At 59.0% G+C, this 16181-nt stretch carries 15 protein-coding genes; 6 read left to right on the top strand and 9 right to left on the bottom strand.

All coding sequences use genetic code 11. The annotated features are described in order from the left end of the window. Window positions 1-5 precede the first annotated feature (5 nt). The gene (mqo, locus tag WM42_RS11690; protein ID WP_062038513.1) at window positions 6-1508 is read right to left on the bottom strand and encodes a malate dehydrogenase (quinone); all 1503 of its coding nucleotides are present in this window, start codon (window positions 1506-1508) and stop codon (window positions 6-8) included. A gap of 315 nt (window positions 1509-1823) precedes the next feature. On the opposite strand from mqo, the gene WM42_RS11685 reads away from it, so the two are divergent. The 4 genes from WM42_RS11685 to WM42_RS11670 all read left to right on the top strand — a co-directional run bounded on the left by WM42_RS11685 (window position 1824) and on the right by WM42_RS11670 (window position 5462). Beyond that, a complete protein-coding gene (locus WM42_RS11685; RefSeq protein WP_062038510.1) occupies window positions 1824-2858 on the top strand; it encodes an alpha/beta hydrolase in 1035 nt (344 codons plus the stop codon). 56 nt (window positions 2859-2914) lie between these two features. Beyond that, window positions 2915-4327 (top strand): mycothione reductase, encoded by a 1413-nt coding sequence (mtr, locus tag WM42_RS11680; RefSeq protein WP_062038507.1) that lies wholly within the window; start codon window positions 2915-2917, stop codon window positions 4325-4327. A gap of 319 nt (window positions 4328-4646) precedes the next feature. Continuing rightward, window positions 4647-5000 carry a hypothetical protein gene (locus WM42_RS11675; RefSeq protein ID WP_062038504.1) on the top strand — a complete coding sequence of 118 codons (354 nt, stop codon included), beginning with the start codon at window positions 4647-4649 and terminating at the stop codon, window positions 4998-5000. Between the two features lie 33 nt (window positions 5001-5033). Then, a complete protein-coding gene (locus WM42_RS11670) occupies window positions 5034-5462 on the top strand; it encodes a hypothetical protein (protein WP_062038502.1) in 429 nt (142 codons plus the stop codon). A 172-nt stretch (window positions 5463-5634) separates the two neighbouring features. Here the strand turns inward: WM42_RS11670 and map are convergent, their stop codons facing one another. From map to dxr, 5 genes are all read right to left on the bottom strand, one after another. Continuing rightward, window positions 5635-6504 (bottom strand): type I methionyl aminopeptidase, encoded by an 870-nt coding sequence (map, locus tag WM42_RS11665; protein WP_062038499.1) that lies wholly within the window; start codon window positions 6502-6504, stop codon window positions 5635-5637. A gap of 79 nt (window positions 6505-6583) precedes the next feature. After that, a complete protein-coding gene (locus WM42_RS11660) occupies window positions 6584-8440 on the bottom strand; it encodes a penicillin-binding transpeptidase domain-containing protein (protein WP_062038496.1) in 1857 nt (618 codons plus the stop codon). A 102-nt stretch (window positions 8441-8542) separates the two neighbouring features. Further along, a complete protein-coding gene (gene ispG, locus WM42_RS11655) occupies window positions 8543-9706 on the bottom strand; it encodes a flavodoxin-dependent (E)-4-hydroxy-3-methylbut-2-enyl-diphosphate synthase (RefSeq protein ID WP_062038493.1) in 1164 nt (387 codons plus the stop codon). Window positions 9707-9817: 111 nt separating this feature from the next. Beyond that, window positions 9818-11026: a M50 family metallopeptidase gene (locus WM42_RS11650; RefSeq protein WP_062038490.1), complete on the bottom strand. Its 1209-nt coding sequence runs from the start codon at window positions 11024-11026 to the stop codon at window positions 9818-9820. A 15-nt stretch (window positions 11027-11041) separates the two neighbouring features. Beyond that, a complete protein-coding gene (gene dxr, locus WM42_RS11645; protein ID WP_062038486.1) occupies window positions 11042-12208 on the bottom strand; it encodes a 1-deoxy-D-xylulose-5-phosphate reductoisomerase in 1167 nt (388 codons plus the stop codon). A gap of 158 nt (window positions 12209-12366) precedes the next feature. On the opposite strand from dxr, the gene WM42_RS11640 reads away from it, so the two are divergent. Continuing rightward, a complete protein-coding gene (locus WM42_RS11640; RefSeq protein ID WP_062038483.1) occupies window positions 12367-12816 on the top strand; it encodes a DUF2631 domain-containing protein in 450 nt (149 codons plus the stop codon). A gap of 134 nt (window positions 12817-12950) precedes the next feature. On the opposite strand, the gene rlmN is transcribed toward WM42_RS11640, so the two are convergent. Further along, window positions 12951-14057 (bottom strand): dual-specificity RNA methyltransferase RlmN, encoded by a 1107-nt coding sequence (gene rlmN / locus WM42_RS11635; protein ID WP_062039463.1) that lies wholly within the window; start codon window positions 14055-14057, stop codon window positions 12951-12953. 94 nt (window positions 14058-14151) lie between these two features. Here rlmN and WM42_RS11630 point away from each other — a divergent pair, with 94 nt between their 5' ends. Next, window positions 14152-14532 (top strand): LapA family protein, encoded by a 381-nt coding sequence (locus tag WM42_RS11630; protein WP_062038480.1) that lies wholly within the window; start codon window positions 14152-14154, stop codon window positions 14530-14532. 120 nt (window positions 14533-14652) lie between these two features. On the opposite strand, the gene WM42_RS11625 is transcribed toward WM42_RS11630, so the two are convergent. Beyond that, window positions 14653-15534 (bottom strand): phosphatidate cytidylyltransferase, encoded by an 882-nt coding sequence (locus tag WM42_RS11625; protein ID WP_201057380.1) that lies wholly within the window; start codon window positions 15532-15534, stop codon window positions 14653-14655. A gap of 83 nt (window positions 15535-15617) precedes the next feature. Further along, window positions 15618-16175 carry a ribosome recycling factor gene (frr, locus tag WM42_RS11620; protein WP_062038477.1) on the bottom strand — a complete coding sequence of 186 codons (558 nt, stop codon included), beginning with the start codon at window positions 16173-16175 and terminating at the stop codon, window positions 15618-15620. Between the last annotated feature and the right edge of the window lie 6 nt (window positions 16176-16181).

The following is a 16181-nucleotide window of genomic DNA, read 5'->3' as shown; positions in this document are numbered from 1 at the left end:
AGTTTTTACTTCTCGTCGAGCTTGAGGGTCTTCTGGGTGTAGTCCCACATCTCGTCGTAGAGCTTCTTATCCTTGGCCAGCTTGATGCCGTAGGAAGGAATCATCTCCTGGATCTTGTCGCCCCACTGGATCATGTTCTCGCCGAAGCAACGTTCAAGCAGCTCGATCATGACGGCCGGGGTGATAGAAGCGCCCGGGGAAGCGCCGAGTAGGCCAGCGATGTTGCCCTCTGGGTTGTTAACGAGGGTGGTGCCGAACTCGAGGGAGCCGAAGTGCGGTGCAGCGGCCGGCTTGATGACCTGAACGCGCTGGCCGGCGATGACGGTCTCCCAGTCTGCTGGGTCTGCGGAAGGAACGTATTCCTTCAGCGCCTCGACGCGCTTGTCGAAGTCCTTGAGAACCTCGGAAACCAGGTACTTGGTCAGGCCGAACTCCTGCACGGCAACGCCGAGGTAGGAAGGAATGTTGTCCGGGCGGATGGACTTGAAGAGGTCGAGGTAGGAGCCCTTCTTCAGGAACTTCGGAGACCAGCCACCGTACGGGCCGAACAGCAGGCCCTCTTCGCCGTCGATGACGCGGGTGTCAAGGTGCGGAACAGACATCGGAGGAGCGCCGACGGCAGCCTTGCCGTACACCTTCGCGTGGTGCTGCTTGACCAGCTCAGGGTTCTTGGAACGCAGCCACAGGCCGGAAACTGGGAAGCCAGCGAAGCCGGAGACCTCGCGGACGCCTGCTTTGCGCAGCAGATTGAGTGCGTATCCGCCAGCACCAACGAAGACGAACTTCGCGCGGACCACGGAGTAGTCACCGGTGTGCAGGTTCTTGGCGTAAACTTTCCAGGTGGAGCCGTCGCGCTTGATGTCAACGACCTCGTGGCCGTAACGGATCTCGGTGCCGGACGCCTTTGCAGCGGTGAAGAATTGCTTGGTCAGTGCACCGAAGTTTACGTCGGTGCCTGCCTCGGTCCAAGAAATTGCAACCTTCTTGGAGTTGAAGTCGCGGCCTTCGGACATCAGCGGCAGCTTCTCTTGGAATACTGCGTCGTCGTCGGAGAACTGCATGTTCGGGAACATGTGGTTGTCCTTGAGGGCCTCGAAGCGGCGCTTCAGGTACTCAACCTGGATGGAGCCCTGTGCGAAGGACACGTGTGGGACCGGGTTGATGAATGCCTTCGGGTCGGTCAGGATGCCGTTGTTGAGCTGGTGAGACCAGAACTGGCGAGAAACCTGGAACTTCTCATTAATGCCCAGAGCCTTAGAAATGTCGATGCGACCGTTCTTTTCTGGGGTGTAGTTCAGCTCGCACAGCGCAGAGTGGCCGGTACCAGCGTTGTTCCATGGGGAGGAGGACTCCAGAGCAGGTCCATCGAGGCGCTCGAAGACCATCTGGGTCCAGCTTGGCTCCAGCTCGCGGAGCATAGCGCCCAGGGTGGCGCTCATGATACCGGCGCCTACGAGGGCTACATCTACCTCATCTACAACTTGTGCTGTCTTCTTGTCGGAGGACACCTTGCTATTACCTCTTCAGATTGAAAGTTATTGCTCCTGGACAAAGCTCTCGCTGGTGAACAAGAGCCTTTAGTGTCTTACGTTCTCGCCCACCTTTTACGTTCCACTATCAGGAGGACAAAGCCTGCGGCTTTGGTCACGCAAAGGCCAGACAACTGCCCTAATCCTTTGTCGCTGACAACGGCACATAACAAGGGACGCGTCACGCATTACCAAACCACCATACGCCCTTAATGTAGAAATTGGGATTCTTCAACCGGGAAAATGTCCGTTTTTTCACAGTCCGTATCACCCCACTTTGCCTAGACTGTGCATATGACTGAGTCAACTCTGCAATGGAAACAAGACATTTTGGGCACGGGTTTCCAAGCCGCGGCCCTGCCTCTAGGCACCGACCCCGACGGCGAAGGCGAAGTCGAGGCCACCTTGATCCGCTATACAGGCACCGCGAACGACGCTGACGAAGCCACGGACCGACAAGACGCCGAGCACACCGCGTTAGATAACCGGGTCGCCGTCGTGTGGGTTCACGGCATGACTGATTACTTCTTCCAGGCGCACGTGGCAAAGCACTTCCACGAGAAGGGTTACGCGTTCTACGCCCTCGATCTTCGCAAGTGCGGCCGCTCCCGGAAGCCGAACCAGAAGTGGCATTACATCACGGACATGCACCACTACTTTATGGACTTAAACGCGGCACTCGACGCCCTCCCGCAGGACAAGGTCGTGTTCTTGGGCCACTCCACCGCGGGTTGCATCCTTCCGCTGTGGCTTGACCAGTTACGCCGTCGCGACGAGCAGCGCCACAACCGCATTGCAGGGCTTATCCTCAATAGCCCATGGCTTGACATGATGGGTGTGCCGAAGCCGGCTTACACGGCGCTCAAACCAGCCATCTTCACTTTAGGCAAGCTCGCCCCCACTCTCCCGCTTTACGGCGGCAATCTCACAGCATTTGGTGATTCCATCCATTCCAGCCGCTATGGCGAGTGGAACTATGACCTTGAGAAGAAGCCCCTAGCGGGCCACAAGAAATATATGGGATGGATCCGCGCGGTGTTTAAGGCATTCGACGCCATCCACTCCGGCCGCATCGATGTCGGTGTGCCAATCCTGACGCTGACGTCCACCAAGTCGAATTTCAGCGCACCGTATTCGGAGGAAATCAACTACGTGGACGCTGTAATTGATGTCAAGCAAACGCAGCGCTGGGCCAAGGAGCTGGGCACGCACTACACGTTGCACCCGATTGAGGGCGCGCGCCATGACGTGTTCTTGTCTCGGGAGCCGATCCGCAACGAGGCCTTCCACGTAGTCGATGAATGGTTGCCGGGCATACTTAAGCCCTAACTAAAACAGACTGAGTAAACGCACCCTAAAACGTTTCCTAAATAATGAGGAGAAAAATGACTTCGCAAGATTCCACTTTCCCGGACGCTGAACACTTCGATCTGATCATTATCGGTACCGGTTCCGGTAACTCGATCCCTTCGGAGGCTTTCGAGGATAAGAAGATCGCCATCGTCGAGGAAGGAACCTTTGGCGGCACTTGTTTGAACGTGGGTTGCATTCCGACGAAGATGTACGTCTACGCAGCCGACTTAGCGCACGCAGCGAAGGAGGGAAAGCGCCTGGGAATTGATGCGCAGGTAAATAATGTGGACTGGGAATCCATTATTGAGCGCGTCTTCGTCAACCGCATCGACAAGATTGCCGAGGGCGGCGAGGCTTACCGGCGCGGCGATGAGACGCCGAATATTACGGTCTTTGGCAAGCACGCCACGTTCGTGGGCCCCAAGGCAATTGCGGTGGGCGATGAAGTGATTACTGGCGAGCAAATTGTCATTGCGGCGGGCTCTCGCCCATCTATTCCTGCGGTATACAAGGATTCCGGCGTGAAGTTCTATACGAACGAAAACATCATGCGCATGCCTAAGCAGCCGGAGAGCCTGATTATCGTGGGCGGCGGCTACATTGCCATGGAGTTTGCGCACGTCTTCGATGGTCTTGGCACGAAGGTCACGGTGGTCAACCGTTCCGAGAAGCTCCTGCGCCACTTGGACCACGACATTGTGGAGCGCTTCAACAAGCTCGCCCGTGAGCGCTTCGATGTCCACATCGCGAATGCCCAGAAATTGGAGGAAACTGCGAAAGGTGTAGCGCTGACGCTGGAGGATGGTTCCACAGTTGAGGCCGAGGCAATCTTGGTGGCAACGGGCCGCAAACCAAACGGCGACTTGATGGACTTGGACAAGGCAGGCATTGAGGTCCGTGAGGACGGACGCATCAAGGTCGACGAGTTTGGCCGCACCTCCGTGGAGGGCGTTTGGGCGCTTGGCGACGTCTCGTCTCCCTACATGCTCAAGCACGTTGCTAATGCAGAGATGCGCGCGGTCCAGCACAACCTCCTTCACTCTGAGGAGCTTCAGGCTATGCCACATGAGCACGTCCCGGCGGCTGTTTTCACCCATCCACAGATCGCCAGCGTTGGCCTAACGGAGGAAGCAGCCCTCGAACAGGGATACAACATTACCGTTAAGGTTCAGAACTACGGGGATGTTGCCTATGGATGGGCCATGGAAGACAATTCAGGAATTTGTAAGCTAATCGCTTGCAAAGAAACCGGCCGCCTACTAGGCGCACACCTAATGGGACCCCAAGCATCGACTCTTATCCAGCAACTCATCACCGCCATGGTTTATGACGTTGACATGCGCACATTTGCTCGGAAGCAATACTGGATCCATCCAGCTTTGCCGGAGCTCGTGGAAAACGCAGTCCTTGGACTAAACTGGCAAATGACTGTGTTACGTGACTAACATCACAATTACCTCCACAAGGGAACCTCAGAAGGAGAGTTTGCCCACTTGAGCACGGGGACCATCCCGAAATCCATCGTTGTAAATCCGACCGGTTACGGGGGCAGCCCCGACAACTTTCTAAATCAAATTACAAACGTGACGTGCAATTTAAGTACATATGGGCTACCTTGATTGAGGACACCGGCTCGAGCCGAAATTAAACCGGCGACCGTGTGTTTCTGGAAATCCTCTGAAAGCAATTTCGGGAGTAGTTTCCACAAAACACTTAGGTTTTCCATCGAAAGCCTTGCAAGTACGACATTTAAGGATTTTTGATATGCGTATCCGCAATGCAGCCCTCGCCGGCGCAACCGCAATCGCTGTAGCATTCGGTGGCACCACCGTTGCTTCCGCAACTGAGGCTAAGGACACCACCAACGTCAGCCTTTCCTCCAAGATTGGCGCAGCCTTGGAGAAGGACCAGAACGCTGATGGCCAGGCTATCTTCGGTTCCTCCAAGTCCGAGCACGGTGACGCTAATGAGACCGGCGAATACGAGACCCTTTCCTCCCAGCCGGCATGGGCTAAGGCTCTCTACGCCGCAACCATCATCGGTGGCGTTGGTGCCCTTCTTGGCGGCATCATTGGACCTGTCTACAACTTCATCGTTCACGGCCCATTCTCCCGCTAATCCCTTCCGTCAAGAATTCTGAAAGGTAAATAAATGCGTAACTTCCGCACTGCTGCAGTTGCTCTCGCAACCGCTACCACCGTTGCTTTTGGCGGCGTTTCCGCTGCTTCCGCTGCTGAGCTCGAGGACGGCGGCAAGCCATACGGCTCCTCCAACTGGAGCACCTCCGCCAAAGACGGCATCGAAGCCGGCAAGAAGGTCTCCGAGAACGACAACAAGGAGCAGAGCCTGTCCTCCAAGTGGGCAGGTGAGACCGACGGCACCAAGCCGGCACAGGGCCAGAAGCTCCTCGGTTCCTCTGTAGACGACGAGACCAACGCACTTTGGGCCAAGCTCTGGCGCGATGGCACCTACGCTGCACTGGCAGCTTCCGTCATCGGTGGCCTGATCGCTGCTTACAACCAGGCTGTCTACACCGGCATTCTGCCGCAGCACATCCTGGACCCAATCTTCCGCCGCTAATTTACGGTAGAAGGTCCTAGGACTTTCAAAGCGCTGGCGCTCCTCCCCTTTTGGGGACGGAGCGCTTTTCGCGTATCTGGGCCCAGTATTGAGACGGGTCAGATAGAAAAAGTGGCGCCTTCCAAGATGGAGGGCGCCACTATATTGTGTTGGCTTAGGTTTCTAGCTTCGGTTAGTTCTCGTCTGGCAGCGTGAGGATTTCGGCGCCGTCGTTGGTGATGACGAGGGTGTGCTCGAACTGTGCGGTGAACTTGCCGTCAACGTTCTGCACGGTCCAGTCATTGTCCCAGATTTCGTAATCAAGGGAACCGAGGTTGATCATCGGCTCGATGGTAAGGGTCATGCCTGGCTCGAGGATGTCACGGTACGTGGTGGAATCGTAGTGCAGAACCACGAGGCCGTTGTGGAAGGTAGGGCCAACGCCGTGGCCGGTGAAGTCACGGACAACGTTGTAGCCAAAGCGGTTGGCGTAAGACTCGATAACGCGGCCGATGACGTTAACCTCACGGCCTGGCTTTGCCGCCTTAATGCCGCGCATCATTGCCTCGTGGGTGCGTTCAACAAGGAGCTTGTGCTCCTCAGAAACGTTTCCAGCGAGGAAGGTAGCGTTGGTATCGCCGTGGACACCATTCTTGAATGCGGTGACGTCGATGTTGACGATGTCGCCATCCTCAATCACGGTGCTATCCGGGATACCGTGGCAGATGATCTCGTTCAGCGAGATGCAGCAGGACTTCGGGAAGCCCATGTAACCCAGCGTCGAAGGGTATGCACCATGATCCAGCATGTACTCATGCGCGATGCGGTCCAGCTCATCAGTCGTAACGCCAGGAGCGACAGCCTTGCCGGCCTCCTGCAGGGCGTTAGCGGCAATCTTGGATGCCTCGCGCATGGCCTCAATGGTCTCAGGGGTCTGAACGAAAGGCTCACCCATCGCTTCCTGGACGGTTTCCTTCCAGACATACTCCGGGCGCTCAATGGAATCCGGAACGGTACGGATCGGGGTGGGCTTCTGAGGGGTCAATTTTGCGCGATTACTCATGTTTGACCATGGTAGTCCTGTTCCCCACCCCGCGGCTAACCAGGTTAAGTGCTGCGGCTAGCGCTGGGTTGCGTGCGTGCTACTCGCCTTCTTGTGGCGCGGGAGCCGAGCCGTTGCCCTCGGCGCGGTAAGCGTCGAGCTTCTGCAGGAAGTTGTCGGTGATGTTGACCGAGGTATCGGAACCACCGCCCAAGACAACGAGCGTGGCGAAGGCGATGTCATCTTCGCGGTAGCCCGTGAACCAGGCGTGGGAGCCTTCGTTGATCTCAGCCTCACCGGTCTTGCCGTAAATGGTGCCGCCGGCCTGCATACCCGATGCAGTACCGCCGGTAACCACCGCGCGCATCATGTCGCGGACGTTTTCCAGCACGTGCGGATCAGGTGCCGGGGCGTCCTCAGACGCCTTCGTTTTGTGATTCGACAGCAGAGTCGGCATCGGCGTCTTGCCGGCCGCCACCGTTGCAGAAACCAAAGCCATGCCGAACGGGCTAGCCAAGTCCGCGCCCTGGCCATATCCTGCTTCGGTGCGCTCCAACGGAGTCTTGCCCTCTGGAATGGAGCCCGTGATAGTGGTCAGCCCCGGGATGTCGTAATCAATGCCCAGGCCGAACTCCTTGCCTGTCTTCGCCAGCTCGCCTTCCTTCAAGTTGGTCGAGACCTCAGCGAAGGTGGTGTTACAAGACTGTGCGAAAGCCTGGCGCATCGGCACGCTGCCCAGCGAAAAGCCGTTGTAGTTGGTGACGGTGCGGCCAAACAGATCCATCGTGCCCGGGCACGGGACGATGGTATCCGCCGTAGCGCCCTGCTTATCCACCGCGGCCGAGGCCGTGATGATCTTGAACACCGAACCCGGCGGGAACTGACCCTGCAGCGCGATATCGCCCTTCTTATCTGCCTGTTCAGTCTGCGCAACGGCAAGGATCTCACCATTGGAGGGGCGGATGGCAACGAGCATCGCCTCGGAGTCAGCGCGCATGTTCACCGCTTCCTGGGCCGCGCGCTGCACGTTGTAGTCCAAGCCAACGCGGATGGAGGGAGATTCCTCGGGTTGATGCAGCTCGACGTCGCTAAGCGCGGCACCGTTCTCATTGACCACCGAAATAGACCAACCAGAATTGCCCTCGACCTCATCCGAAACAATCGAGCGCACGCGCGCCAGGATATCCGGGGCCAGGCCCGTCTCCCTCGTCACCATCGCAGGCTCCTCGTTCAAACGCACGCCTTCGATGTGCTCCAACTGCGGGCGCACCTGCTCCGCCTGGGCCTCATTGAGCATCGTCACCGAGTAGCTATTGCCCTCAGAGCCCTCCAGCTCCTTAGCTAACTCCCCCGCGTCCTTCTCCGGCACGGAATCGTCCTTGGAGTGCGCCTGGTTCAACGCGCTTGAAATCTTGGCGGCCAGTGGACGCATATCCCCCGCTTTTTCCTTGTCCACCACCACGCGGTACTGCAGGCCCGGCGATAGTAGCTCCACGCCGTCGGAGGAAACCACGCTCGCACGCTTGGCGTCAATGGCGCGCAACTCCAAGTGCTGATGCGCGCCCAAGTTCGGGTGAACCAGGCTCGGCTGCCAGCGCACCTGCCAGTCCTTGTCCTTCTTGGTCAAGGTCATCTCGGTGTCGTAGCTCAAGGTGCGGTCCTTGGGCAGATCCCACGTCACCTTGTACTTGGCCGTGGCGTGCGAGTCATCCTGGGTTACATCACCAAGCTCAATATCAAGACCTTCTGCCTGCAGGCCCGAGTAGGTGGCATCCAGCGTAGACGTGGTGGCGTCCGGATTATCCACCAGCGTTGCCAGCTCATCGTTGTTGCGGGCTTCCATGTCCGCGATGAATTTTTCCGCAACAGGCTCCGCCGAAACAGGTTTCGGCGTGCACGCCACCAGCGAGCTAGCCCCAAACGAAGCCGCACATAGCAGCGCCACCATCTTTCTCATGTTTCGGCATACTAGCAGCCGAAAGAGACAAAAAGTCCGCCCCACACCGAAGTGTGAAGCGGACAATTTTTATCGTGTTTTATGCTGAGTTTTCTGTGGGCTCTAGCGGGTTACGCGGACCTCAGCCTTGGCACCCTCGACGGCCTCCAAGCCTTCCTCGTCAGCAATGCGCATTGCTTCCTCGATGAGGGTTTCCACAATCTGGGACTCAGGGACAGTCTTGATGACCTCGCCCTTGACAAAGATCTGACCCTTGCCGTTGCCGGAAGCAACACCCAAGTCAGCATCGCGCGCCTCACCTGGGCCGTTAACAACACAACCCATAACAGCCACGCGCAGCGGGAACTCCATGCCCTCGAGACCAGCGGTAACTTCCTCGGCGAGCTTATAAACGTCCACCTGGGCACGGCCACAGGACGGGCAGGAGACGATCTCCAGCTTGCGTGGACGCAGGTTTAGCGACTGCAGAATCTGGTCACCAACCTTGATTTCCTCAACCGGATCGGCGGAAAGCGAAACGCGGATGGTATCGCCAATGCCCTCAGAAAGCAGGGCGCCGAAAGCCACGGAGGACTTGATGGTGCCCATGAACTTCGGGCCCGCCTCGGTAACGCCGAGGTGCAGCGGGTAATCGGTCTTCGCAGCCAGCTGGCGATAAGCCTCAACCATCAGGACTGGATCGGAGTGCTTCACGGAAATTGCGATGTCGCCGAAGCCGTACTCCTCAAAGAGGTCGGCCTCCCAGATAGCGGACTCGACGAGAGCCTCTGGGGTGGCCTTGCCGTACTTTTCGAGCAGGCGCTTATCCAGGGAACCGCCGTTGACGCCGATGCGAATCGGGATGCCAGCGTCACCGGCTGCCTTAGCAACTTCCTTGACGCGGCCGTCGAACTCCTTGATGTTACCCGGGTTCACGCGGATAGCCGCGCAGCCGGCATCGATGGCCTGGAAGATGTACTTCGGCTGGAAGTGGATATCCGCGATGACCGGGATCGGCGACTTCTTCGCAATCGCAGGCAGCGCCTCGGCGTCGACTGGCTTAGGGCAAGCAACGCGCACGATGTCACAACCGGTGGCGGTCAGCTGCGCAATCTGCTGCAGCGTGGCGTTAACGTCGTGGGTCTTGGTGGTGGTCATGGACTGCACCGAAATCGGGTGCTCGGAACCAACGCCAACAGGGCCTACGAAAAGCTGACGCGTTTTGCGTCGCGGAGCCAAGGTAGGAGGTGGGCCGTCTGGGATACCAAGACCGATTGGGGTCGACATGAATGCTCCTTAACCAAGCATGGAATTTAAATGGGGATTTAACGTCACCACTTTAGCACCGCTAAGTGGTGCGCCTCGTGCCCGCCCTGCGCCCAGGGCGAGTAAAAGGCCTTAGCCGAATAGGCGAATTGGATTAACCACATCGGCGACGATGATGAGCGCACCAACCACCATCAGCACGGCCGCGATGGCATAAGTAATAGGCATCAAGGCTGTGTAATCGGCCGGACCCTTCGGCTCCTTGCCAAGCAGGCGGCGGATGGCGTCGCGAATCCTTTCATAAATGATGACCGCAATGTGACCGCCATCAAAAGGCGGCAGCGGAATGAGGTTGAACAAAGCCAGGAAAAAGTTCAGCGTCGCCAGCATCATGAAGAAGGTCGACCACAGGCTACGCTCCACCAGCTCGCCGCCCACGCGGGAAGCGCCAACCACGGACATCGGACCGTTGACATCGCGCTCGTGACCAAAGATGGAGGCCACCACCCCAGGCACCTTGGCCGGGAACTGAATAATGCCGTCGACGGTCGCGTCTAAGACATAGCCCGCATAACGCGCCGTGGCCGGGAAGGCGCCGATAAAGTCATGCTTTTCCGTGGTATCTACCGTCCGGTTGACCAGGCCAATGGAGCCGGCGTCGACAAGCGCACCCTCCTTGTTCAAACGCTTGACCGAATCCAGCGTGATCTCCAGCGTCTTGTGCTGGCCATCACGCTCGACCTCGAGTTGCACCTTCTCCCCCGGGCGCGGGATGACCTCCTCGCGCAGCTGCGCAAAGCTTTCCAAAGGCTTGCCGTCCAAGGCCACGACGATGTCGCCGACCTTCACGCCAGCCTTGCCCGCAGGCCCCTCGCCCTGGCAGTCCGCAAACTTGCCCTGCTGGTTCTGATCTGCCGAGCAAACCACCTCGCCCACTCGTGGGCGCACGTCTGCATCCGGGTTCGGAATGCCCGCCGTCATGGCGATGAGCAGCAAGATGACAAAACCCAAAAAGAGGTTGACCATGATGCCGCCGGCCATCACGATGACGCGCTGCCATGCCGGCTTCTTGTACATCGCATGCGGCTCTTCCTCCTCCGTGAGGAAGTCATCTTGTTCCGTCATGCCCGCGATGTCGCAGAAACCGCCCACCGGGAAGGCCGCCAGGCCGTACTCGGTGTGCCCGCGAGTAAAGCCCGCGATCTTGGGGCCAAAGCCGATGTAGAAGCGGCGCACGCGCATGCCAAAAGCACGAGCGCTGAACATGTGTCCAGCCTCGTGCAAAGCAACGGTGATACCGATTCCCAGGGCGAATAAGACGATGCCCAGGATATTTGCCATAGTGGTGAAAGCTTTCTAGTTAGCCAAAGTGTCCACCAACGCGTTTGCGCGCCGGCGGGCCTCGCCCTCAACGGCGATTACATCATCGACGGATGAGGGTACACCAGCGAACTGGGAGGCCTCCCCCAGGACCTTGTAAACGACGTCCACGATCTCTGGGAAGTGGATGCGGCCTGCCAAGAAGGCTGCCGCGGCCTCCTCGTTCGCGGCGTTGTAGACCGCCGGATGCGTGCCACCCGCCTCCGCCGCGGCGCGGGCAAGGGAAACGGCGGGGAACGCGGCGTCGTCAAGCGGCTCAAAGTGCCAATCGTGCGCCTTGGAAAAATCGAGCGCCGGCTGCGCACCGGGCACGCGATGCGGCCAATCCAGCGCTAGGGAAATCGGCAGCTTCATCGAAGGCGGCGATGCCTGGGCAATGGTGCAGCCATCCTTGAATGTAGCCATGGAATGAATGATGGACTGCGGGTGCACCGTAACGTCGATGCGCTCGGGGGCAATGTCGAAGAGCAAGGTGGCCTCGATAAGCTCCAAGCCCTTATTAATTAAGGTCGCGGAATTAAGCGTATTCATCTGCCCCATGGACCACGTGGGGTGCTGCGCCGCTTGCTGCGGGGTCACGTCCCACATCTCCTCACGTGTGCGGCCACGGAAAGGGCCACCCGAAGCCGTCAACACGAGCTTTTCCAGCTCCCCTTCCGCGCTGGAGCGCAGGCACTGCGCCATGGCGGAATGCTCGGAATCGACCGGGATGATCTGGCCCGGTTTTGCCATGCGGGTGACAATATGGCCGCCGGCCACCAGAGATTCTTTATTGGCCAGGGCAAGAAACGCCCCCTGCTCCAGCGTGGCGATGGTAGAGCGCAGGCCCATCGAGCCCACCAAGGCGTTGAGCACCTTGTCTGCTTCGACTTCGCGCACCAACTGCTCAGCGGCATCCGCGCCCGTGCGCACCGGGCCTCCCAAGGCTGCTGAGACTTCGCGTGCAGCCTGCTCACTCGCCACCGCCACGTGGTCAAACGAAAGATTGAGAGCACGGGCCTGCTCTATCACTAATTGCGGGTTGGAACCGCCCGCGGCGATGCCGACTACTTGGAATTTATCCGGGTTATCGGCGATAACTTCCAGTGCCTGGGTGCCGATGGAGCCCGTGGACCCGAGAATAAGAATGCGCTGTGTACTCACCTCTCCAACCCTAGCGAGCCGCGGCCAAAATAGGGTGAGCGAAATTGCCGGGGGTGTTTCTTCGCTAACGCGGCGAGGATGATTTAAACTACTACACAGAATAAATGGCATTTCATGTGCGCGCGCAGAGTGCGCCATGTACACGCAAAGGAGAGCAAGTGTCTTCCCACAAGCCGGCACCGCAGGTTTTCGACGGCGTTTCCACTGAGGACGTCCCGTCCGCAGGTTTTGGTTGGTCCCGCATCAGCCGCTCTGGCGTTCAGATCGCTGGCTGGATTTCTGTACTCTTCCTGCTGGCCTACAACTTCGGTAACCACAAGGGCCACGTTGAGACCGTCTGGCTCATCGCTCTTGCCGTCGTTCTTGCTCTGGGCCTTATCATCTTCGCCCTGCGCCCGAACCTCTCCCAGGTGCGCACCGTCACCGCTCGCAACCAGCCGGTTGGCCACGTTGAGCCGGACTGGGTATATGACCAGAAGACGGTTTCCGGCTCCTACGCTGAGCTTAACGACGCAGAGCTGCGCGCCCTGAACATCGACCCGGCTCGCGTTTCCCACCTGCGCGTCGAGCGCGGAACCGCTCGTCCAGCTCACAAGGCAATGCACTAAGCGCACACGCGAAATACTCCCCGCCACCCACGTTGCTGTTGGGTGACGGGGAGATTTTTATGCGCTCTTTAGCTGAAGCGCCGCCCAAGGCGAGCTTGGGGCGGCGTAAATGGCTCGGGCGACTTGGCTGCGTCTTAGGCGGACTCGCGTTCGTCGGCAGCGAGCTGGCCGCAGGCCGCGGCGATTTCATCGCCCTTGGTATCGCGGACGGTGCACGGCACGCCTTGAGCGATGACACGGCGGACGAACTCGTCCTGGCGGGCCTTCGGTGCGGCGTCCCACTCGGAGCCCGGGGTTGGGTTCAGCGGGATGACGTTGACGTGCACCTTGGAGCCGAGCGCGCGGTGCAGCTTCTGCCCCAGCATGTCGGCGCGGAAGTCCTGATCATTCTTGTCACGGATGAGCGCATACTCGATGGAGATGCGACGGCCGGATTTGTCAGCGTAGTAACGCGCGGCGTCAAGGACCTCCTCGACCGGCCAGCGGTTGTTGACCGGAACCAGGGAATCACGCAGCTCATCGTCTGGAGTGTGCAGGGAGACTGCCAGGGTGCAGGAGAGGTCTTCGTCGGCAAGCTTGCGGATAGCTGGCGCAAGTCCCACGGTGGAAACCGTCACGTTGCGCTGGGAAAGGCCAAAGCCCGCCAAGTCCTGGCCGGTGATCTGGCGCACGGCGTGGACCACGCGCTTGTAGTTGGCCAGCGGCTCGCCCATACCCATGAACACCACGTTGGACAGGCGGCCGCCTTCTTCCTCCATGAGCTTGGCGGCGTGGCGGAACTGCTCCACGATCTCTGCGGTGGACAGGTTGCGGTCGAGGCCGCCCTGACCGGTAGCGCAGAACGGGCACGCCATGCCGCAGCCGGCCTGGGAAGAAATACACAAGGTGGCGCGGCCCGGGTAGCGCATGAGCACAGACTCGAGCATGGTGCCATCGTGCAGGCGCCACAGGGACTTGGTGGTCTCCCCGTCATCCGTGGAGGTCTGACGGATGGGAGTCATCAGCGTTGGGAAGAGACGCTCCTGGACTTCCTCACGCTTGCCAGCCGGGATGTCTGTCATCTCGGAGACATCGGCGGTGCGGTGTACGTAGTAGTGCTTTGCAAGCTGGTTCGCACGGAACTTAGGCAGGCCAATTTCCGCGAGGACGTCAATGCGCTCGTCGTGGGACAGATCCGCGAAGTGCTTCGGCGGCAAACCGCGCCGAGGGGCGGAAAAATTTAGTTTCAATGCTTCAGCCATGGTTCCGCCCATTTTTCCACGTTTTCGGCATTTTTACCCAATTGAAACCGGGGCGAAGTGGCGCAATCGACAGCTCACAGGATTAAATAGACATATGACACAAAACGAATTCCCCGCAGACGAGACCGCCTACACGCCAGAGACCAACGTTGATAACGCCGCTGGCACGCACACCGAAGTTGAGTCCGCTTACTCCCAGCAAGAGGACACGAAGGTCAAAGGTTCTTTCGCAGCTTCCACCTGGGCCGCTCTGATCGTGGGATTCCTGCTGCTCATCGTCCTCATCGTCTTTATCCTGCAGAACCAGCAGAAGGTGCCGATGAACTTCCTGAACTGGTCGGGCGAATTCCCGGCCGGCATCGCCTACCTCATCTTCGCCATCGCCGGCGCGCTGATCATGGCACTGGTTGGCATGTGGCGCATGTTCGAGCTGCGCCGCCAGGTGCGCAAGCAGGCCAAGGCACGCAACCGCTAAATTCGCAGCGCGCCAAAAACTAAAACATTAAAAATCTCCTCCCGCATCTTCTTGCCTCACGCTAGGCGCGTGGCCGGAAGAGAGGGAGGAGTCTTTTAGGTTTTGCGTTCGGCTAAAAATTTAGAAACCGTGGAAATTAGCCAAGAAGTTCACGGCCACCCAAGTCACCATGGCGGAAGGAAGCATGCCATCGAGGCGGTCCATCAGGCCGCCGTGGCCGGGAAGAATCTGGGACATGTCCTTGATGCCCAGCTCGCGCTTAAATTGGGATTCCACGAGGTCCCCCAAGGTAGCGCAGAACACCAGCCCCAAGCCCATCAGGCCGCCTACCCATGCATCGTGGTGCAGCAGCAGCTTCACGCTAAGGGCGCCGGTGACAACGCCAAAGATGACCGAGCCGATAAAACCTTCCCACGACTTCTTGGGGCTTACCGCAGGGGCCATGGGGTGGGAGCCGAACATCACGCCAGCTATGTAGCCGCCGGTGTCAGAGGCCACGACGCAGAGCATGAAGGCCACAATCGACGCCGCGCCAGAGGCGAACGGAGTCTCCACGCGAGACAGCATCGCCGCAAACGTGGCAAACAAAGGAATCCAGGTCAGGACGAAAAGTCCCACGGCCATATCGCGCAGATAGTTAATCGGCGGGCGATGCCGGCCGTTGTGGAAGAGGCGGCCAAACATGAGCGCCAAGACGGCGACGACGTAGACCGCCACGAGGCCGGGGGCTCCCAGCGGCCAGGAGACCCAGAGCATCGCTTGGCCCAAGACGATGAGCAGGGTGCGAGGCATAAAAAAGGAATGCTCGCGTAGGCGCGTGAGTACTTCCCACATTGCGATAGCGACGGCTACTGCCACGACCATGTACCAAGCAAAGGCACCGGCCCAGACGGCAAAGACAACGAGTGCGCCAAGGCCCACGCCTACCCCGACCGCCGCAGGCAGGTCACGGCCCGCGCCGTTCTTCGGCTTGGGCAGACGACGATTCGACTCGCTAGTCACGCGCGCTCCTTCCACAGGAAGATGGAATACTCACAAAAAAGCGCCGCCGAGCTGATAGAGCCCGGCGGCCAGGTTCGAGGTACTTAGACCTCCATCAACTCGTTTTCCTTGTTGGCAACGAGCTTGTCCACCTGGTCGATATAACCCGCAGTGGTCTTTTCCATTTCCTTTTCGGCTGCAACGACTTCGTCCTCGCCGGCGTCGCCGTCCTTCTGCAGCTTCTTCAACTGGTCCATGGCCTTGCGGCGGATGTTGCGGATAGCAATCTTTCCGTCCTCGCCCTTGCCCTTTGCCTGCTTGACGAGGTCGCGGCGGCGCTCCTCAGTCAGCTGCGGGATGGTTACGCGCAGAACGTGGCCGTCGTTGGTTGGGTTAACGCCCAAGTCGGAGTTGCGGATGGCGTTTTCGATCTCGTGGATCATGGACTGCTCATAAGGCTTGATGAGCATCATGCGTGGTTCCGGAACGGAGATGGTAGCCATCTGGGTGATCGGGGTCGGCGCACCGTAGTACTCAGCAACCAGGCCGTTGAACATAGCCGGGTTTGCGCGGCCGGTACGGATGGTGACCAGCTGCTCGCGGGTGTGCTCCACCGAAGCGGTCATGTGCTCTTCTGCTTCGAGCTGGATCTCGTCGATCATTGGGTT

Source organism: Corynebacterium simulans (assembly GCF_001586215.1).
GTDB lineage: Bacteria > Actinomycetota > Actinomycetes > Mycobacteriales > Mycobacteriaceae > Corynebacterium > Corynebacterium simulans.
This window is presented reverse-complemented; position numbering and strand designations above follow the sequence as displayed.